The sequence below is a fragment of the Arthrobacter yangruifuii genome, from assembly GCF_009192775.1.
In the GTDB taxonomy this organism is placed as follows: Bacteria; Actinomycetota; Actinomycetes; order Actinomycetales; family Micrococcaceae; genus Arthrobacter_B; species Arthrobacter_B yangruifuii.
On sequence record NZ_VTFX01000001.1, the window covers coordinates 11,886 to 27,675 of the forward strand.

General features: G+C 67.0%; 19 protein-coding genes. 9 read left to right on the forward strand and 10 right to left on the reverse strand.

Annotated elements, in window-relative coordinates:
• Nucleotides 1-17: 17 nt before the first annotated feature.
• The 5 genes from purS to GD627_RS00085 are packed head-to-tail and all read left to right on the forward strand — an operon-like array spanning nucleotide 18 to nucleotide 4,412.
• Nucleotides 18-272, forward strand: a complete 255-nt coding sequence (gene purS, locus GD627_RS00065; RefSeq protein WP_152270861.1) for a phosphoribosylformylglycinamidine synthase subunit PurS — start codon at nucleotides 18-20, stop codon at nucleotides 270-272.
• Complete coding sequence (gene purQ / locus GD627_RS00070; RefSeq protein WP_425481886.1) at nucleotides 272-1,051, forward strand: phosphoribosylformylglycinamidine synthase subunit PurQ; 780 nt, start codon at nucleotides 272-274, stop codon at nucleotides 1,049-1,051. The genes purS and purQ overlap by 1 nt, the downstream gene beginning before the upstream one ends.
• The gene (gene purL / locus GD627_RS00075; protein WP_152270863.1) at nucleotides 1,048-3,357 is read left to right on the forward strand and encodes a phosphoribosylformylglycinamidine synthase subunit PurL; all 2,310 of its coding nucleotides are present in this window, start codon (nucleotides 1,048-1,050) and stop codon (nucleotides 3,355-3,357) included. Before purQ ends, purL begins: the two co-directional genes overlap by 4 nt.
• A gap of 56 nt (nucleotides 3,358-3,413) precedes the next feature.
• The gene (locus GD627_RS00080; RefSeq protein WP_152270864.1) at nucleotides 3,414-3,809 is read left to right on the forward strand and encodes a hypothetical protein; all 396 of its coding nucleotides are present in this window, start codon (nucleotides 3,414-3,416) and stop codon (nucleotides 3,807-3,809) included.
• A gap of 60 nt (nucleotides 3,810-3,869) precedes the next feature.
• On the forward strand, nucleotides 3,870-4,412 hold the full coding sequence (locus GD627_RS00085; protein WP_152270865.1) for a GNAT family N-acetyltransferase: 543 nt from the start codon (nucleotides 3,870-3,872) through the stop codon (nucleotides 4,410-4,412).
• On the opposite strand, the gene GD627_RS00090 is transcribed toward GD627_RS00085, so the two are convergent.
• Entirely contained in the window at nucleotides 4,388-4,963 is a 576-nt protein-coding gene (locus GD627_RS00090) for a DUF1990 domain-containing protein (protein WP_152270866.1), read from the reverse strand. The genes GD627_RS00085 and GD627_RS00090 overlap by 25 nt on opposite strands.
• Nucleotides 4,960-5,346: an MmcQ/YjbR family DNA-binding protein gene (locus tag GD627_RS00095; RefSeq protein WP_152270867.1), complete on the reverse strand. Its 387-nt coding sequence runs from the start codon at nucleotides 5,344-5,346 to the stop codon at nucleotides 4,960-4,962. The genes GD627_RS00090 and GD627_RS00095 overlap by 4 nt, the downstream gene beginning before the upstream one ends.
• Before the next feature lie 119 nt (nucleotides 5,347-5,465).
• On the opposite strand from GD627_RS00095, the gene GD627_RS00100 reads away from it, so the two are divergent.
• Nucleotides 5,466-6,299: a DUF1206 domain-containing protein gene (locus tag GD627_RS00100; RefSeq protein ID WP_152270868.1), complete on the forward strand. Its 834-nt coding sequence runs from the start codon at nucleotides 5,466-5,468 to the stop codon at nucleotides 6,297-6,299.
• Here GD627_RS00100 and GD627_RS00105 read toward each other — a convergent pair.
• Together GD627_RS00105 and GD627_RS00110 are read right to left on the reverse strand one after the other, a co-directional pair.
• Complete coding sequence (locus GD627_RS00105) at nucleotides 6,296-6,715, reverse strand: CoA-binding protein (RefSeq protein WP_152270869.1); 420 nt, start codon at nucleotides 6,713-6,715, stop codon at nucleotides 6,296-6,298. The two genes, GD627_RS00100 and GD627_RS00105, sit on opposite strands and share 4 nt — an antisense overlap.
• Nucleotides 6,716-6,809: 94 nt before the next feature.
• Nucleotides 6,810-7,427: an alpha/beta fold hydrolase gene (locus GD627_RS00110; protein ID WP_152270870.1), complete on the reverse strand. Its 618-nt coding sequence runs from the start codon at nucleotides 7,425-7,427 to the stop codon at nucleotides 6,810-6,812.
• Nucleotides 7,428-7,881: 454 nt separating this feature from the next.
• Between GD627_RS00110 and GD627_RS00115 the strand changes: the two genes are divergently transcribed.
• Entirely contained in the window at nucleotides 7,882-8,691 is an 810-nt protein-coding gene (locus GD627_RS00115) for an ABC transporter ATP-binding protein (RefSeq protein WP_152270871.1), read from the forward strand.
• Between the two features lie 45 nt (nucleotides 8,692-8,736).
• Here GD627_RS00115 and GD627_RS00120 read toward each other — a convergent pair whose 3' ends face one another.
• The 5 genes from GD627_RS00120 to GD627_RS00140 form a co-directional block, all read right to left on the reverse strand.
• The gene (locus GD627_RS00120) at nucleotides 8,737-9,000 is read right to left on the reverse strand and encodes a hypothetical protein (protein WP_146359303.1); all 264 of its coding nucleotides are present in this window, start codon (nucleotides 8,998-9,000) and stop codon (nucleotides 8,737-8,739) included.
• Between the two features lie 123 nt (nucleotides 9,001-9,123).
• Nucleotides 9,124-9,987: a hypothetical protein gene (locus GD627_RS00125; protein ID WP_152270872.1), complete on the reverse strand. Its 864-nt coding sequence runs from the start codon at nucleotides 9,985-9,987 to the stop codon at nucleotides 9,124-9,126.
• On the reverse strand, nucleotides 9,971-10,531 hold the full coding sequence (locus GD627_RS00130) for an RNA polymerase sigma factor (protein WP_146359309.1): 561 nt from the start codon (nucleotides 10,529-10,531) through the stop codon (nucleotides 9,971-9,973). Before GD627_RS00130 ends, GD627_RS00125 begins: the two co-directional genes overlap by 17 nt.
• Nucleotides 10,532-10,740: 209 nt before the next feature.
• A complete protein-coding gene (locus tag GD627_RS00135) occupies nucleotides 10,741-11,547 on the reverse strand; it encodes a carbon-nitrogen hydrolase family protein (RefSeq protein ID WP_152270873.1) in 807 nt (268 codons plus the stop codon).
• Between the two features lie 39 nt (nucleotides 11,548-11,586).
• Nucleotides 11,587-12,705: an NAD(P)-dependent alcohol dehydrogenase gene (locus GD627_RS00140; RefSeq protein ID WP_152270874.1), complete on the reverse strand. Its 1,119-nt coding sequence runs from the start codon at nucleotides 12,703-12,705 to the stop codon at nucleotides 11,587-11,589.
• A gap of 102 nt (nucleotides 12,706-12,807) precedes the next feature.
• Here GD627_RS00140 and GD627_RS00145 point away from each other — a divergent pair, with 102 nt between their 5' ends.
• Both GD627_RS00145 and GD627_RS16425 read left to right on the forward strand, forming a co-directional pair.
• Entirely contained in the window at nucleotides 12,808-13,803 is a 996-nt protein-coding gene (locus GD627_RS00145; protein WP_152270875.1) for a DUF2804 domain-containing protein, read from the forward strand.
• A gap of 105 nt (nucleotides 13,804-13,908) precedes the next feature.
• Nucleotides 13,909-14,295 (forward strand): VOC family protein, encoded by a 387-nt coding sequence (locus GD627_RS16425; RefSeq protein WP_153297114.1) that lies wholly within the window; start codon nucleotides 13,909-13,911, stop codon nucleotides 14,293-14,295.
• Nucleotides 14,296-14,467: 172 nt separating this feature from the next.
• On the opposite strand, the gene GD627_RS00155 is transcribed toward GD627_RS16425, so the two are convergent.
• The gene (locus GD627_RS00155; RefSeq protein WP_146359322.1) at nucleotides 14,468-15,757 is read right to left on the reverse strand and encodes an adenylosuccinate synthase; all 1,290 of its coding nucleotides are present in this window, start codon (nucleotides 15,755-15,757) and stop codon (nucleotides 14,468-14,470) included.
• Nucleotides 15,758-15,790: the final 33 nt, after the last annotated feature.

A 15,790-nucleotide genomic window follows, 5' to 3' on the forward strand; every position in this document is an offset into this window, starting at 1 on the left:
TTCACAGGAGTTGCCGGATGCCCCGGATCGTTGTTGATGTCATGCCCAAGCCCGAAATCCTCGATCCGCAGGGCAAAGCCATTGCCGGCGCCCTGCCCCGCCTCGGACTGACGGGATTTTCCGCAGTCCGCCAGGGCAAACGCTTTGAACTCACCGTGGACGGTGACGTGACCCCCGAAGTCCTGGAACAGGCACGCACTGCTGCCGCGACTGTGCTGTCCAATCCCGTGATTGAAGATGTCACCCGCGTTGAAGTAATCCCGGAGGCCTGATCTTGAGCACTCCCCTGATCGGCGACTTCTCCGTCGCCCCGGAAAACGACGCGCTCCGCGCCGTACGGATCGGTGTCATCACCTTCCCCGGCACGCTGGATGACCGCGACGCCGCCCGCGCCGTGACCATCGCCGGCGGCACCGCCGTCGGGCTCTGGCACGCCGAAGCAAACCTGCAGTCGGTGGATGCCGTGATCATCCCCGGCGGATTCTCCTACGGGGATTACCTGCGGGCCGGCGCCATTGCCCGCTTCGCGCCGCTGATGGAAAAGGTAGTGGACGCTGCGGCCGGCGGCATGCCCGTGCTGGGCATCTGCAACGGCTTCCAGATCCTCACCGAAGCCCATCTGCTGCCCGGATCCATGGTCAAGAACAACCACCTGAAATTCTCCTGCGCGGACCAGCTGCTGCGGGTGGAGAACAACAGCACCGCCTGGACCTCCGCCTATGAACAGGGTGCGGGCATGGTTGTTCCGCTGAAGAACCAGGACGGCCAGTACGTCGCGGACGAAAAGACCCTGGACGAACTCGAAGGTGAAGGCCGGGTGGTCTTCCGTTACGACGGCGACAACCCCAACGGCTCGCGCCGCGGCATTGCGGGCATCACCAACGCTGCCGGAAACGTCGTCGGCCTGATGCCGCACCCCGAACACGCCGTGGAGCCCGGCTTCGGCCCGGATTCCTCCGCCTACGGAGAGGTCGGGCTAGGCTACGGCACCGACGGGCTCCGCATCTTCAGCTCCGTACTCAACTCGCTCGTTGCCGGAGGCAAGTCATGACCGTTTCCCCCAGTGCTGCCGCTGAGCAGAAGAAATTCCGCATCGACACCGTCGAGCACGCCGCCGCCACCCCCGGCACCGAGCTGCCCTGGGCCGAACTCGGCCTGAAGGAAGACGAGTTTAACCGTGTGGTGGAGATCCTGGGCCGCCGCCCCACCGCTGCGGAACTGGCCATGTACTCCGTCATGTGGTCCGAACACTGCTCCTACAAGTCCTCCAAGGTGCACCTCAAACAGTTCGGTGAGAAAGTCACCGACAAGATGAAGGAACACCTGCTGGTGGGCATCGGGGAGAACGCCGGCGTCGTCGACATCGGCGAGGGCTGGGCCGTGACCTTCAAGGTGGAATCCCACAACCACCCCTCCTTCGTGGAGCCGTACCAGGGCGCCGCGACCGGCGTCGGCGGCATTGTCCGCGACATCATTTCCATGGGAGCCCGGCCGGTGGCCGTGATGGATCCGCTGCGTTTCGGCGCCATCGACCATCCGGACACCGCCCGCCTGGTGCACGGCATCGTCTCCGGCATCGGCGGCTACGGCAACTCCCTCGGCCTGCCGAACATCGGCGGTGAACTGGTCTTCGACTCCGTCTACCAGGGCAACCCGCTGGTCAACGCCCTGGCCGTGGGTGTACTGCGGCACGAGGACATCCGGCTGGCCAATGCCTCCGGTGCCGGCAACAAGGTGGTGCTCTTTGGCGCCCGCACCGGCGGCGACGGCATCGGCGGCGCCTCCGTGCTCGCCTCGGAATCCTTTGACGCCACCAAGCCGTCCAAGCGCCCCGCCGTCCAGGTGGGAGACCCGTTCGCGGAAAAGGTGCTCATCGAGTGCTGCCTGGAACTGTTCAAGTCCTCCGTGGTGGAGGGCATCCAGGACCTGGGCGCCGCCGGCATTTCCTGCGCGACGTCGGAACTGGCCTCCAACGGCGACGGCGGCATGCACGTGGAACTGACCAACGTGCTGCTGCGCGATCCCACCCTGACGCCGGGCGAAATCCTGATGTCCGAGTCGCAGGAACGCATGATGGCCGTGGTCACGCCGGAGAACGCGGACGCGTTCGAGGCCATCATGGCCAAGTGGAACGTGGAGTACTCCTGGCTCGGTGAGGTCACCGACACCGGCCGCCTGATCATTGACTGGGCCGGTGAAACCATCGTGGACGTGGATCCGCGGACAGTGGCGCACGAGGGCCCGGTCTACCAGCGCCCCATGGCCCGTCCCGCTGCGCAGGACAGCATCGAGGCCAATTCCTTCAACGCGGAACGCCCCTTCGGCAGCGCCGCGGTCAAGGACGCCATCCTGGAACTCATGGCCAGCCCGAACATGTGCGACAAGTCGTGGGTCACCAACCAGTACGACCGTTATGTGCAGGGCAACACCGCCCTGGCCATGCCGGACGACGCCGGGGTGATCCGGGTGGATGAAACCACCGGACTCGGCGTGGCCATCTCCACCGATGCGAACGGCCGCTACTCCTACCTGAACCCGTATGAGGGCGCGAAGCTGGCCCTGGCCGAGTCCTACCGCAACGTGTCCACCGCCGGCGCCACCCCGCTGGCCGTCACCGACTGCCTCAACTTCGGCTCCCCGGAGGATCCCGGGGTCATGTGGCAGTTCGCCGAGTCCGTCCGCGGGCTGGCCGACGGCTGCCGCGAACTCGGCGTGCCCGTCACCGGCGGCAACGTGTCGCTGTACAACCAGACCGGCGGCGTCGCCATCCATCCCACCCCCGTGGTGGGCGTGCTGGGCGTGTTCGACGACGTCGCCCGGCGCACGCCGTCGGGGTGGCGGCAGGACGGCCAGGCCATCTACCTGATGGGCACCACGCAGGATGAGCTGGACGGCTCGGAATACGCGAACCTGCGCGGACATCTGGGCGGAAAACCGCCGAAGGTGGACCTGCAGGCGGAAAAACTGCTGGGTGAACTCCTGGTCAACGCCTCCCGCGACGGCATGATCGACGCCGCGCATGACGTCTCCGAAGGCGGCCTCGCCGCGGCCCTGTCCGAGATGGCTCTGCGCTTTGGCGTCGGCGCCCGGATTGGCCTCGGCGAGGTCTGCGAGCGGGACGGGGTGGACCTGTTCACCCTGCTGTTCTCCGAGTCCCAGGCCCGCGCCGTCGTCGCCGTGGCCCGCAGCGAGGAAGTCCGGTTCAAGGACATGTGCTCGGCCCGCGGTTTCGCCCATGCCCGGATCGGCGTGGTGGACACGGAGATCGGCGCCCTGGACTTCCAGAGCAACTTCGTGCTGCCCCTGGACGAATTGAAGGCGGCCCACGAGGGCACCCTGCCCCGGCACTTCGGCTAGACGCTCACCTGCACGGGCGGACCGGCTCCCCCGCCCGCCCGTGTAGGCTCCGGGGTATGGAGAAGACTAAGCAAACCCTCCGTGCCCAGGTGCTGTGCGGGCTGGTGCTTCTGGCGATGGGCGCAGTGCCTCTGGTGATGAATGGCCGGTATCTGTTCGGCTCAGGCACCGAGGACGGCATTTCAGCGTGGCTGGCCGTTGCCGCGGGTCTCGCCGTCATCGGCAGCGGAATCCATCTTCTGACCGGTCGGCGGCGCCGCGGCGAGGCACGGGTGTTGACGGACGAGGAATCGCGGCGCACCTATGCACTGGTTATGTCCGGCCTTTGTGTGCTCCTATTGATCGGCGCACTTTTCGTGCAGCAGCCATCTGTCAGTACGGCCGTCCCGGGACTGCTGCTGGCCGGCACTTTCCCACGTCTTTTCGTCACCGACCAGAACAAAAGCGGCTAGCGCCCGCGGGTCGGGAGCGACGAATCATGCAAACCCCGGAGGTGTGTGCAGAATTGTCTCGTGAGCATAATTCCCGAAAACCGTGCTGCAGACGCAGACGCAGGCATCTCCACCGAGCGGCTATCACTGGACCTGATGACAGTTGCCGAGGTGGACGCCCTCATCATCCAGACACGGCGGCCGGACTGGGCGGAGGACTTCCCACGGCCTGAGGATTACGACGCCGCACGCCGGGCTTTCGAAGCCGGACTCCTGACCCCCGCGGCAGCCCGGTTCGGCATGCGAATGATCCGCGAACGTGCCACGTCCCTGGTGGTGGGAACCATCGGTTTCGACGGCGTTCCCCTGGAAAAGGCCGTGGAGGTCACCTACAACGTGGTGCCGTCCCACCGGGCACAGGGATATGCCGCGGAGGCCCTGAGAGCCATCACCCGCTTCATCCTGGCCCAGCCTCACGTGGACGAAGTCATTGCCTACACGGAACCCGCGAATGAAATCTCCCAGTCCGTCCTGCTGGCTGCAGGTTTCATCCCCCAGGAGGAAAGCGACATAGTCCTCCGCTTTACCCTGAGCCGGTCTCAGCTCCCGGACGCCAGCGCGTAAGCAGCCGCGAAGTACCGGGTGGTGTAAAACTGCTGGACCCGCACGTTGACGGGGTTCGCCGCAGCCACCAGCCGGTTGCCCGGCCGGCTGTACGCCGCGATCCGGAAATACAACCCGCCGTCCTCATCGAGCTCGGCATAAAAACCCTCTTCACCGCACTCCGGGTGTCCCGGCAGGGTGCCGTAGCCAAAGCCGCTGCGCTGGCCGGGAACCGGTGCCCCGGCGTCGTCAAGCACTGCCTCAGCAGCCCAGATGACCCGGCACGGCGCCCAGTAGCGCAGCCGGCGGAACCCCACCCCCGAGGCCATCTCCACTCCAGGGGCGGCCCGCGGCGTTCCGGGGGCCACGGCCAGTCCCGCCCGGCGGTGCAGGTCCCAGTCCAGCAGGCCGGAGGCCAGGCGAAGAAACCCCGCCCGGGCCTCGTCCACCTTGAGTTCCTCCTTGCGCAGTACCAGCCGGTAGCCGTCCGGCCAGCGGTCCGTCATGGGCGCCGGATAGGGGCGTTCGGTTTGCCCCTGCTCGGCATAGGTAAATCCGGCGTGTCTCTTCATCTGCCCGCCAACCCCTTCCACGCAAGGGACTCCCGGTCTTTCCGGGGAAGTGACGCCACTACCAAGTCGTAGGAATCCTCCACCAGGTCCCGGATCATGCCGCGCGGCAGTCCGGATTCAACCTCCACCTGGTTCCAGTGCCTCTTGTTCATGTGCCAGGCCCCGGTGATCTCCGGATGTGCCGCCCGCAGCTGAAGAGCCAGCTCCGGCTCGCACTTCAAACTGATCATCAGGGGCCGGCCGGCAAGCGCCGCCAGCGCGAACATCTTCGCCTTACCGCCGGCGGCACGAACCTTGAACACCGACGAATCCGGCCCGAAGGGGAAATCCTCGAAGGCCCCGGGCAGGGCAAGGCACAACCGCCGAAGTTCACCCGCATCCATAAGGCAAAGCCTAGCGCCGCCGCCGGGGCCATGGCACGGCTGCTGCCCGGGGATGGGAGGATGGGCGGAACAGATTCAGTGCTGCGGGCATACCGGCAGCGGAGCGAAGGACAAACGGTTTGAATTCGAACAGCCGCAGCGGCCGGCCCGTCAGCGAGGCGGCGGAACGCGCCGCCGATTCCACGGCCTTCGAGCGGTTCGCACGCGTTGGCTATGTGGCAAGCGGCCTTGTGCACATCGTCATCGGGCTGATCGCCCTGCAGATTAATTCCGGTGGTTCCGGCAACGCGGATACCAGCGGAGCTGTTGCCGCCGTGGCCGAGCAGCCCGCAGGCTATGCGCTGGTCTGGTTCTGCTTCCTCGGCTGCTACGCCCTGGCCCTGTTCCAGCTCAGCCGCATTTTCCTCGCCGGGCAGCAGCTTCAGGATAAGGAGCTGTGGAAGGACCGTGCCCGCAATGCGGGACAGGTGCTGGTGTACGGGGCCATCGGCACGTCCTTTGCCTCCTTCGCCCTCGGCCGCGGCAGCAACAACGGCAGCTCGTCCTCGGTCGGCTGGACGGCCCGCCTGCTCGCCGTTCCCGCTGGCCAATGGATCCTGGGACTCACCGGCCTGGTGGTGGTGGGAGTCGGCGGTTACTTCATCTTCAAGGGGGCAACCCGCCGCTTCCGGCGGAACCTCACCGGCGTCCCGTCGGGCCTCTGGCAACGGGCCGTGGACATCACCGGCGTGGCCGGTTTCATTGCCAAGGGGATCTCACTGGGCATTCTGGGGGTGCTGATTACGGTGGCCGCCGTACGCGCAGATCCGGAGCAGTCCACCGGACTCGACGGGGCGCTGCACACCCTGCACAACCAACCCTTCGGCCCGGTGGCGCTGGCTGCGGTGGGAATCGGTCTGACGCTCTACGGACTGTACATCGGGATCATCCGCGCGAGGTTCGCCAAACTCTAGAGGCCAAACCGCGGTGCTTCGATCACCGGACAGCGGTCCATCACGACGTCGAGCCCTGCCGCCGCGGCACGGGCAGCGGCGGCTTCGTCCACCACGCCGAGCTGCAGCCAGACGGCCTTGGCCCCCGCCTCAATCGCCTGGTCCACAATGTCCCCCACCCGGTCGGAGTTCACGAAGCAGTCCACCACGTCAATGCTTCCCGGGATCTCGCCCAGCTTCCGGTACCCCTTGTTGCCGTGGACGTCATCGCCTTTCAGGCTGACCGGAATGATCTCCATGCCGAGCTGGTCCTGGACAAAGCGGGAGACGCCGACGGCGGGGCGCAGCGGATTGTTCGACAGGCCCACTACCGCCCACCGTGCCGCCCTGTTCCGGAGCAGCCGTTCGATTACCGCAGGGTCATTGACGTGTGCCACTGTTTCTTCCTTCGCCGGAGACGGTGATTGGCAACCAGCTTACGCTCCCGCCCCGCGGCGGACGGGGCACCGCACGCCCGCGACGTGCAGGGCCCTAGGCCAGGAAAGACTCGATGGCATCCGTCAGCGCCGCATCCGGAATTCCCTGCGTATCCGATTCCACCAGCAGGAACTCTCCGGAATCCAGGGCGTCGGCGGTCTGCCGTGCCAGGTCCTGGGCCTCGTCCCCGCTGCCGGTCCCCGCCATCACCAGGACGGGGATACGGACTCCGGCAAGACCCTCGATCTCGGTCTGCAGGACCATTAGTTCATCATCACCGTCCGCGAGGGAAAGTGTGGGTTCCAGAGCCACCACTCGGCTGACCACCGTGGATTCCTCCGCCGCGCGGAGGGCCAGGAAAGCCCCCTCATCGAAGCCGTACAGGTCAGTTGATTCTCCGGCGATTTCGAGGACGGCAAGCAGGTCATCCACGTCCGATTCCGAGGTGTATTCCTCTCCCATGCCGCTTTCGCCGATCCCCCGGCGGTCATAGGTGTAGACAGTGTGGTTCTGCGAAAGGGCATCCGCAAGGACCACCGTTGCCGGGCTGCTCCGGTGCGCGAGCAGGGGGCCGACAATCGCCAGCGGCGGCCCGCTGCCCTGCCGGGACCACGCAATGGGTGTTCCGTCGGCGGAAATCGCTTTCCCTGATGCGGCGTCTGATGTGGCCATAACAACCCCTTGAACGGTGGGATGGGACAGGACCCGGCCGGACCCGGTGTACAGGGCCCTTATGGCAGGTTAGGAGTGCCCCTCCGCGGGGGTCAACGGGTACCGGCCGCACTCCTGCCGGTAACTGACATACGGGGCGGCGGACCTTGGGATCTGACCGCTGTCCAGGTCTCCACGGCAGCGTGCTGCCTCTTTGCGGGCATTCCGGGCGAAGGCGGCATCGGCCGTAATATTTCCCGGAGGGCTTGTTGGACGAGCTCTTGGCGGAGTTTAGTAGTGCCTGACCATCCCGAGCGGCTGAGAGACCTGGATCGTTGAAGCCGCAGCAACCCCGCCTGCCGGATGTCCTCCACGAAGGAACGGCGATGACGAGGCTGGTGCCGCAGGACGCCGTTACCCCGGCTCACGGCACCTTCCGTTGGGTGCTACTGCCAGGATCGATGGAGATGCTTCTATGACCTCAGTCCTGCGTACGCCCACGTCCGGCTCCGGCACAGCCCTGCCGGTGTCCTTCGCCGGGCTCGGCCGCAGTTTCGGCACCGGCCCGGACGAACAGGTGGTCCTTCGGGACATCAGCGTCGACGTCCGTCCCGGGGAGGTCCTGGCTGTCCTGGGACCGGTCGGCTGCGGCAAGTCCACCCTGCTGCGGGCTGCCGCCGGACTGGACCTGCCTACGGCCGGAACCATCCTCATCGACGGGAAGCCGGTTTTGGGCGCCGATGACCGCTGCGCCGTGGCCGGGCGGGAACCCCGGCTGCTTCCGTCGCAGACGCTGCAGGCCAACATCGCCGTCGGGTTGCCGAAATCCTCGAGCGCCAGCCGCGGGAAGGCCAAGGTTGCCGAGCTCCTGGACCTGGTGGGACTGGCCGCCTTTGCCAAGCACCTGCCGCGGGCGGTCTCCCGTGGCCTGGCCCAGCGGACCTCGCTGGCGCGGGCCTTCGCACGGGAACCGGGTGTCCTGCTGCTGGATGAACCCTTTGGCGCCCTGGATGCGCTGACGCGGCTCAAGATGCGGGAGCTGCTTCAGTCCCTGCACCGGGCGGCGCCCGCCACCGTACTGCTGGTCACCGATGATGTGGATGAAGCCCTGCAGCTGGCGGACCGCGTCGCGGTCCTTGGCACGGAGGACGGCGTTCCCGGCGCAACCGTCACCGAGGTGCAGAATGTTCCGGGCGGCCGGCCATGGGACCGGGACCGGGCTTCGTCGGAGCTGGCCCGAATACGCGGACATCTCGTCGCCCTGCTGGGCGTCGGGCACCGCTAACCCTCCGACGTCCTTCACCACCCGGTCTCTCCGGTTGGCTGGGGATCAGCGCAGGCGGCGCGTCAGGGTCACCCGGTCCAGCACCACGGCTCCTCCCATGGCCTGATGGACCTGAATAAATTCCGTGGGAGAGACCTCCAGGATGGAGCTATCCGTCCGGGACGGCAGGAGATCCTCGCGCTGACCCTCCCTGATGTCAAGAAACAGCCGGGTGGCCTCGCGCAGGTCCATCGGCTCGGTGAAGGCCACCCGGTGGGCGGCGGAAGCCATCTTGTAGCCCGTCTCCACAACAATCACGTATTCGTCCACTGCGGCCTCCTGAGTGCCTGCGGAGCACGCGTTCCACCTGCAACCTAAGCCCATGCCCGGCGCCCACCGCAACGGTGAAGGACGGATTCGTCGCCCCGGCGCCGGAGAAGAAGGAGCGTCTGCCTACCGGTCCCGGCCGGACAGACCGCGCCCGGGAGCGCCGTCGGCGCCCCACCCCTTGCCGCGGCTGGAATCCCCGTGCGGGGCGCCGCGTCCACCGGGCATGCCCGCGCCCTTGGGATTCTGCGTGCCGTCGTCGGCGTGCGGGCCGTCGTCGTGCAGCCCAGGTCCCGGCGGCGGGCCTTGGACAATTCCTCGACCTTTACCGCCCCCGGCGCCCGGATCGGCTCCGGCTCCCGGCGGCATCCGGCTGCCCGGCTTTGCGACCGGAGCGGGGGCGACGGTGATTGCTTCCGTTTCCGGTTCAGGCTCCGGTGCCGGTTCAAGGTCCGTTGGCGGTGCCGGCTCGTGGTCAGGATCAGGCTGCGTTTGCGGCCCGGTTTCCGCTTCCGGTACCGGTACGGGGTCCGGGCCGGCCTCTGCCACCGGCTCGGGTTCGGGGTGCGGTTCGGGGACCGGTTCCGCTTCGGCCGCTGGGGCAGCAGGATCCGCAGGCTCTTCTTCACCCTCGGCCGGGTCCGAACGGTCCATGCTGGAGGACTCCGGCAGAAAGCTGACGGTAGGATTCGGCTCGGCCTGAACCAGGAAATCGGGAGCGGCTGCCACGCCCCCGGCGCCGACCGCCATGGCCCCGATGAGGGCAGCACCAAGGACAATCCCCCGGCTGCGCTTCCTCCGGGGGCGCAGGGGCACCGGGGCTCCCGATAACAGGGCGGCGAGTTTTCCTTCCGGCTCCGGCGCGGGTGTGCGGGACTCACAGCACAGGGCCAGCAGCGCCTCAACCAGCTCAGGGGTTTCCTCGATGCCTGCTTCCGCCAGGAGGCCGCGGACGTAGAGTCGGTCCTGCGCATCAGGATGCTCGCTCATTGTGCGGTGCCTCCTTCCGTTCCAATTGGTTTCTGAGTTCCCCGAGTGCACGGCGCTGGAGCTGCTTCACGGCTCCGGCACTGCGTCCCATGATTTTCGCCGATTCGTCCACGGAGAGATCGGCTACCACGCGCAGCAGCAGGACTTCCTGCTGCTGCGGTGTCAGGCCCCCCAGGAGGGCAGCAACTCCGGCACCGCCGCCAAGCACGCTTTCCTCCGCGGATTCCGTGGCACGCCGGTCCAGCTCCGGATCAAACACGGCTATTGCCGGCTCGCGCTCGCGCCGTCGGGCGTCGTCCACCATACGGGCGTGGGCAACGGAGAAGGCAAAGGTGCGGGCTCCCCGGAGTCCGCCTTTGAGCGTGTCCAGCTTGGAGAACAACGTCAGGAAGACTTCCTGCGTCAGTGCTTCGGGGTCTTCACACCCCTTGGAGCGGAGGTAGCCAAGAACGGCCGGTGCGAAGTCGTCATAAATGTTGCGCAGAGCCGCCGGTTTCCGGGCGCGCGCATCACTGAGCGTTTGCTCAGTAAGCGGTGGTGCCAAGGCGGAATCGCTTTCCTCAAGATACGGAGTGGTCCAAATGCTACCGTGTCCGGCCTTGGTGCGTTGCCGCGAAACGCTCGTACGCAACGGCCGCACCGATGCCCGTTGGGGGGATAGGCCTCGGCGCGGCCGTTACACACACGTAATCGACGGCGGATAGGAGAAGGTTACGCGGCGGCGGAAATACTTTCCGCAGGTTTCCCCGGGCCCTAATGTGCCTCCACGATCCGCGTGTTTTCCGCGAAGCGGCGGTTCCTGAGGACCGGCAAGAACTGCCGTACGTCCTCGATCCGCCGGCGGGTGACGTCCGCCGTCACCACAGCCTCGCGTTCCTCCTCCAGCGCAGCCTGGGGCACACCCATCGGGTCCAGGATGGCCGAGTGCCCCACGGTATGCCGGCTGGAGGTTCCTGCAGCCGCCACCCACACCGTGTTCTCGATGGCGCGGGCCTTCAGCAGCGTCTCCCAGTGGTCAATCTTGTGCTCACCCCGGAACCACGCCGCGGGAACGGCCAGCAGATCGGCGTCAAGGTCGGCGAGCGCCCTGGCCAGTTCCGGGAAGCGCAGGTCATAGCAGGTCATGACCCCCACCAACAGACCGCCCACCTGCATCACCTTTACGCCGCCGTCGCCCGGCTTAATCCGGTCCGACTCGGCATAGCTGAACGCGTCATACAGGTGCAGCTTCCGGTACGTGTCCACAATCCGGCCGGTCGCATCGATCAGGACCAGGGTGTTGAAGGGCCGCTCCTCGCCGCTGGACTCATAACCGCCGGCAATCACCGCGATTTCCAGCTCCGCCGCCAGCAGGGACAGCTGGGAGACGAAGGTGGTCCAGGAGGCGTCGACGGCGGAGGCCAGGGGACCTTCCACTTTGCCGATGCTGAACATGGATTCTTCGGGAAAGATGATCAGCTCGGACCCCTCGGCCCTGGCCTTGCCGGCAAGGGAGCGCATGGTGCCCAGGTTTTCCCGGACGTCCCCGGAGGGGCTGAACTGACCGACGCTGACTAACACTTTTGCCCCACCTTCGTCCGTACCGGAATTTCTTCCAGCCTAGACCAGGTCCTCGAAGTGCAGCACGGGCTTCAGGACGCTGCCGCTCTTGGCGGCCGCCGCGGCGTCGTTAATGTCCCGGAAGGAATACCGGGTGATCATTTTCTCCAACGGGAACCGGCCCTGCTGCACCAGATCCACCAGGGCTGGCAGGAACAGCTGCGGGTTGGAATCTCCTTCGGTAATCCCCAGGATCTGCCGGCCGTTGAGCATGAAGTTCACGTCCAGGCTCATGGTGCTGCCTGCCGCAGGCGCACCGATCAGGCCCAGCTTGCCCAGCGGCGCCAGCACGGCCGCCGCGGTTTCCGCCACCTTGGTGCTGCCGGTGGTTTCCAGGGCATGGGTGACGCCCAGCCCGTCGGTCAGACCCATCAAGGCCTCCACAGCGTCAGTGCTGCCGGAGTTCACGACGTCGGTGGCGCCGAGTTCCTTCGCCAGCTCCAGACGGGAGTCCACCAGGTCCATCACAATGATCCGGGTGGCCGGGGACAGGGCCGCGGCCATGACTGCTGCCAGGCCCACCGGGCCGGCACCGAAGACCGCCAGCACGGATCCGGGCTCGGGTTTCAGCACGTTCAGGACAGCCCCGGCACCTGTCTGGATGCCGCAGCCCAGCGGGGCCAGCAGGGACAGGTCCGCTGCCGGATCCACCTTGGTGACGCCGCGCTCATCGGCCAGGACCAGAGTGGAGAAGGAGGACTGGGCAAAGAAGTGGCCGTGCAGGTCACTGCCGTTTTCGGTGATCGTGGTGCTGCCGTCCGCGCGTTCCCCGCCCAGGAGGTTCCGCGGCAGGAACTCGACACAGTAGGCGGGATGGCCGCTGCGGCAGTTTCGGCAGATGCCGCAGCTGGTGAAGGTCAGCAGCACATGGTCCCCCGGCTGAACGGACGTCACCGCGTCGCCCACGGCTTCCACCACGCCGGCGCCTTCATGGCCCAGGACACCGGGAAGCGGGAAAGGAATGTGCCCGGCCTGGACGCCGAGGTCGGTGCCGCAGACTCCGCTGGCAACCATCCGGACCAAAACTTCATCCGGGCGCGGGGCGTCCAGCGTGACTTCTGCGAGTTCAAAGGGCTCGTTCACTCCGCGCAGGACTGCCGCGGTGGCGGTGGTGGTCATGACTGTCCTTTCCGGCCGGGGCAGGACAACGGGTGCGGCAGGGGATACTGCACCGGCGCTCCGGCACGGTCTTCACCCTACGCTCCCCTACACTTGGGCGGCATGGATGAAATCACCTCCCCCGTGGACCTCGGCTCTACCGCCGGACTGCTGAACCCCGCAGCCGTCGGCTATGCACGCAGTGCGCTGCACCGGCCGGTGGTTCCTTGGGGCCTGCGGGGCGGCTGGCGGACCAAGCGCTGGGAATACTGGGGCATCATGACCCCGGATCTGGTGCTGGGGATGACCATTGCGCACCTGGATTACGCGTCCACCCTGCAGCTCTATGTCCTGGAGCGCGGCACCGGGAAGGAAACCGCCGCCGAACCGCTGAAGCTGCTGCCCACCTACGCGGATGTCTCCGTGCCTGACGAGCTTCCGCCGCTGACCGCGTTCGGCTCCTTCGGGGGATCCACCCTGCGCTTTCACGACGCCGACGGCGGCACCCGGCTGTCCGCCTCGTCTTCCCGGATCTCTGCGGACCTGTTTGCCGAAGCGGACGGCGACGTCCTCGGCGTCGTCGTTCCGTGGTCAGCGAACCGTTACCAATACACCCTCAAGGATGTAGCCCGCCGCGTTTCCGGCACCGTCGCCGTGGACGGGCGGGAGTACAAAATCGGCGGCGAGGAAGCCTTTGCCGTGCTGGACCGCGGCCGCGGGCGGTGGCCGTATTCGCGGCGCTGGAACTGGGGCGTGGGCTCCGGCACGGTGGACGGCACCCGGCTGGGACTTCAGTTCGGCGGCAAATGGACAGCTGGAACCCCGGCCACGGAGAACGCCCTGATTGTGGACGGGCACCTGCACCATTACGACGGCGAACTGGAGTTCGCTTACGATCTGGCCGATCCGGCGTCGCCCTGGCGGGTGACGGGGCCGTGGATCGATGCCACCCTCACCCCGTTCCACCGGCGCGTAGCCGCCACAAACGCCGTCGTCATCAGGGCACAGACCTGGCAGGCGTTCGGCACCTGGACGGGAACCGCGCGCACACCGAACGGGACCGAATACCCGCTGGACGGGCTGACCGGCTGGGTCGAGGAAGCCCGCAACCGCTGGTAGGCACAGGTTTCCGGGCCGGCGCCGGGCCCAGAAACCGGCCGTTGACCGGAAACCGGCGTCCCTGCTAGCTTCGGGAATCATTTTCCCCACCGTCAGGAGCGCTCCATGAGCAGTGTCATTTCGTCCATCGCCCTCGACGCAGCCGATCCGGCGCGGCTGGCGCAGTTCTGGACCGGGGCGCTGGGGTACCGGATCCTGGAGACCAACGACGCCGACGTCATCTCGCTGGTCCGGGCCGACGGCGGCGCCGGCCCGGATATTGACATCATTCCCGTCCCCGAGGACAAGACCGTCAAGAACCGGCTGCACCTGGACCTGCGGGCCTCGGAGGGCAGTACGCAGCAGGAGGAAGTGGAACGGCTGCTCGCCCTCGGCGCCGTCCTGGCCGACGTCGGCCAGGGACCGGATGTGTCCTGGGTGGTGCTGGCGGATCCGGAGGGCAACGAATTCTGCATGCTGAGCGCTACCGCGGAGGAGGCGGCCCGGGGCTAGCCGGGGAAGGCGTGGCCGGGGTGGCCGGGGTGGACGGCGTGGCCGGGGAGCAGGCGTAACCCGAGGGGAAGCCGGGCCCGCTGCCCCGCCCGCCTCCCCGGAGGGGGGCAACCGTGTGCCCGGAGACACGAAAGCCCCGCAGCCACGGGGCTGCGGGGCATTCGAGGGGGACCTACTCGTTGATGAGGTCCCGCACCACAATGGTCTGGTCGCGGTCCGGGCCCACGCCGATCGCGGAGAACCGGGTGCCGGACATCTTCTCCAGCGCCAGCACATAGTTCCGGGCGTTCTCCGGCAGGTCCTCGAGGGTCTTGGCGCCGGTGATGTCCTCGGTCCAGCCGTCGAAGTACTCGAAGATGGGCTTGGCGTGGTGGAAGTCGGTCTGCGTCATCGGCATCTCGTCGAACCGCACGCCGTCGACGTCGTACGCCACGCAGACCGGGATCTTCTCAATGCCGGTGAGGACGTCCAGCTTGGTGACGAAGTAGTCCGTGAAGCCGTTGACGCGGGAGGCGTGGCGGGCCAGGACGGCGTCGTACCAGCCGCAGCGGCGCGGCCGGCCGGTGTTGACGCCGAATTCGCCGCCGGTTTTCTGCAGGTACAGGCCCATGTCGTCAAACAGCTCGGTGGGGAACGGTCCGGCGCCCACGCGGGTGGTGTAGGCCTTGATGATGCCCACGGCCCGGTTGATGCGGGTGGGGCCGATGCCCGAGCCGACGGATGCGCCGCCGGCCGTGGGGTTGGAGGAGGTCACGAAGGGGTAGGTGCCGTGGTCCACGTCCAGGAAGGTGGCCTGGCCGCCCTCCATGAGGATGACCTTGCCCTCGTCCAGCGCCGTGTTCAGTTCATAGGTGGAGTCGATGACCATGGGGCGCAGCCGGTCCGCGTAGGAGAGGAAGTACTGCACCATTTCTTCGGCGTCGACGTCGCGGCGGTTGTAGACCTTCAGCAGCAGCTGGTTCTTCTGCTTGAGGGAGCCTTCGACCTTCTGGCGCAGGATGGACTCGTCAAAGATGTCCTGCACGCGGATGCCGAGGCGGGCCACCTTGTCCATGTACGCCGGGCCGATGCCGCGGCCGGTGGTGCCGATGGCGCGCTTGCCCAGGAAGCGTTCCGTGACCTTGTCCATGACCTGGTGGAAGGGGGCCACCAGATGGGCATTGGCGGAAATGCGCAGCTTGGAGGTGTCCGCGCCGCGGGATTCGAGGCCGTCGATTTCGGCAAAGAGTGCCTCGAGGTTCACCACGCAGCCGTTGCCGATGACGGGAATGGCGTTGGGGCTGAGGATGCCTGCAGGCAGCAGCTTGAGTTCGTATTTTTCACCGCCGACAACGACGGTGTGGCCGGCATTGTTGCCGCCGTTGGGCTTGACGACGTAGTCGACGCGCCCGCCGAGCAGATCGGTGGCCTTACCTTTACCTTCGTCGCCCCACTGGGCGCCGACGATGACTATAGCTGGCATGGGATCCTCCCCCATTAGTTACGGGGCCGAGCT

What these genes read in the sequence shown, in the direction of transcription:
- purS (WP_152270861.1), top strand. Translation starts at nt 18, where the DNA reads ATGCCCCGGATCGTTGTTGATGTCATGCCCAAGCCCGAAATCCTCGAT.
- purL (WP_152270863.1), top strand. Translation starts at nt 1,048, where the DNA reads ATGACCGTTTCCCCCAGTGCTGCCGCTGAGCAGAAGAAATTCCGCATC.
- GD627_RS00080 (WP_152270864.1), top strand. Translation starts at nt 3,414, where the DNA reads ATGGAGAAGACTAAGCAAACCCTCCGTGCCCAGGTGCTGTGCGGGCTG.
- GD627_RS00090 (WP_152270866.1), bottom strand. Translation starts at nt 4,963, where the DNA reads ATGAAGAGACACGCCGGATTTACCTATGCCGAGCAGGGGCAAACCGAA.
- GD627_RS00095 (WP_152270867.1), bottom strand. Translation starts at nt 5,346, where the DNA reads ATGGATGCGGGTGAACTTCGGCGGTTGTGCCTTGCCCTGCCCGGGGCC.
- GD627_RS00110 (WP_152270870.1), bottom strand. Translation starts at nt 7,427, where the DNA reads ATGGCCACATCAGACGCCGCATCAGGGAAAGCGATTTCCGCCGACGGA.
- GD627_RS00115 (WP_152270871.1), top strand. Translation starts at nt 7,882, where the DNA reads ATGACCTCAGTCCTGCGTACGCCCACGTCCGGCTCCGGCACAGCCCTG.
- GD627_RS00125 (WP_152270872.1), bottom strand. Translation starts at nt 9,987, where the DNA reads ATGAGCGAGCATCCTGATGCGCAGGACCGACTCTACGTCCGCGGCCTC.
- GD627_RS00140 (WP_152270874.1), bottom strand. Translation starts at nt 12,705, where the DNA reads ATGACCACCACCGCCACCGCGGCAGTCCTGCGCGGAGTGAACGAGCCC.
- GD627_RS00145 (WP_152270875.1), top strand. Translation starts at nt 12,808, where the DNA reads ATGGATGAAATCACCTCCCCCGTGGACCTCGGCTCTACCGCCGGACTG.
- GD627_RS16425 (WP_153297114.1), top strand. Translation starts at nt 13,909, where the DNA reads ATGAGCAGTGTCATTTCGTCCATCGCCCTCGACGCAGCCGATCCGGCG.
- GD627_RS00155 (WP_146359322.1), bottom strand. Translation starts at nt 15,757, where the DNA reads ATGCCAGCTATAGTCATCGTCGGCGCCCAGTGGGGCGACGAAGGTAAA.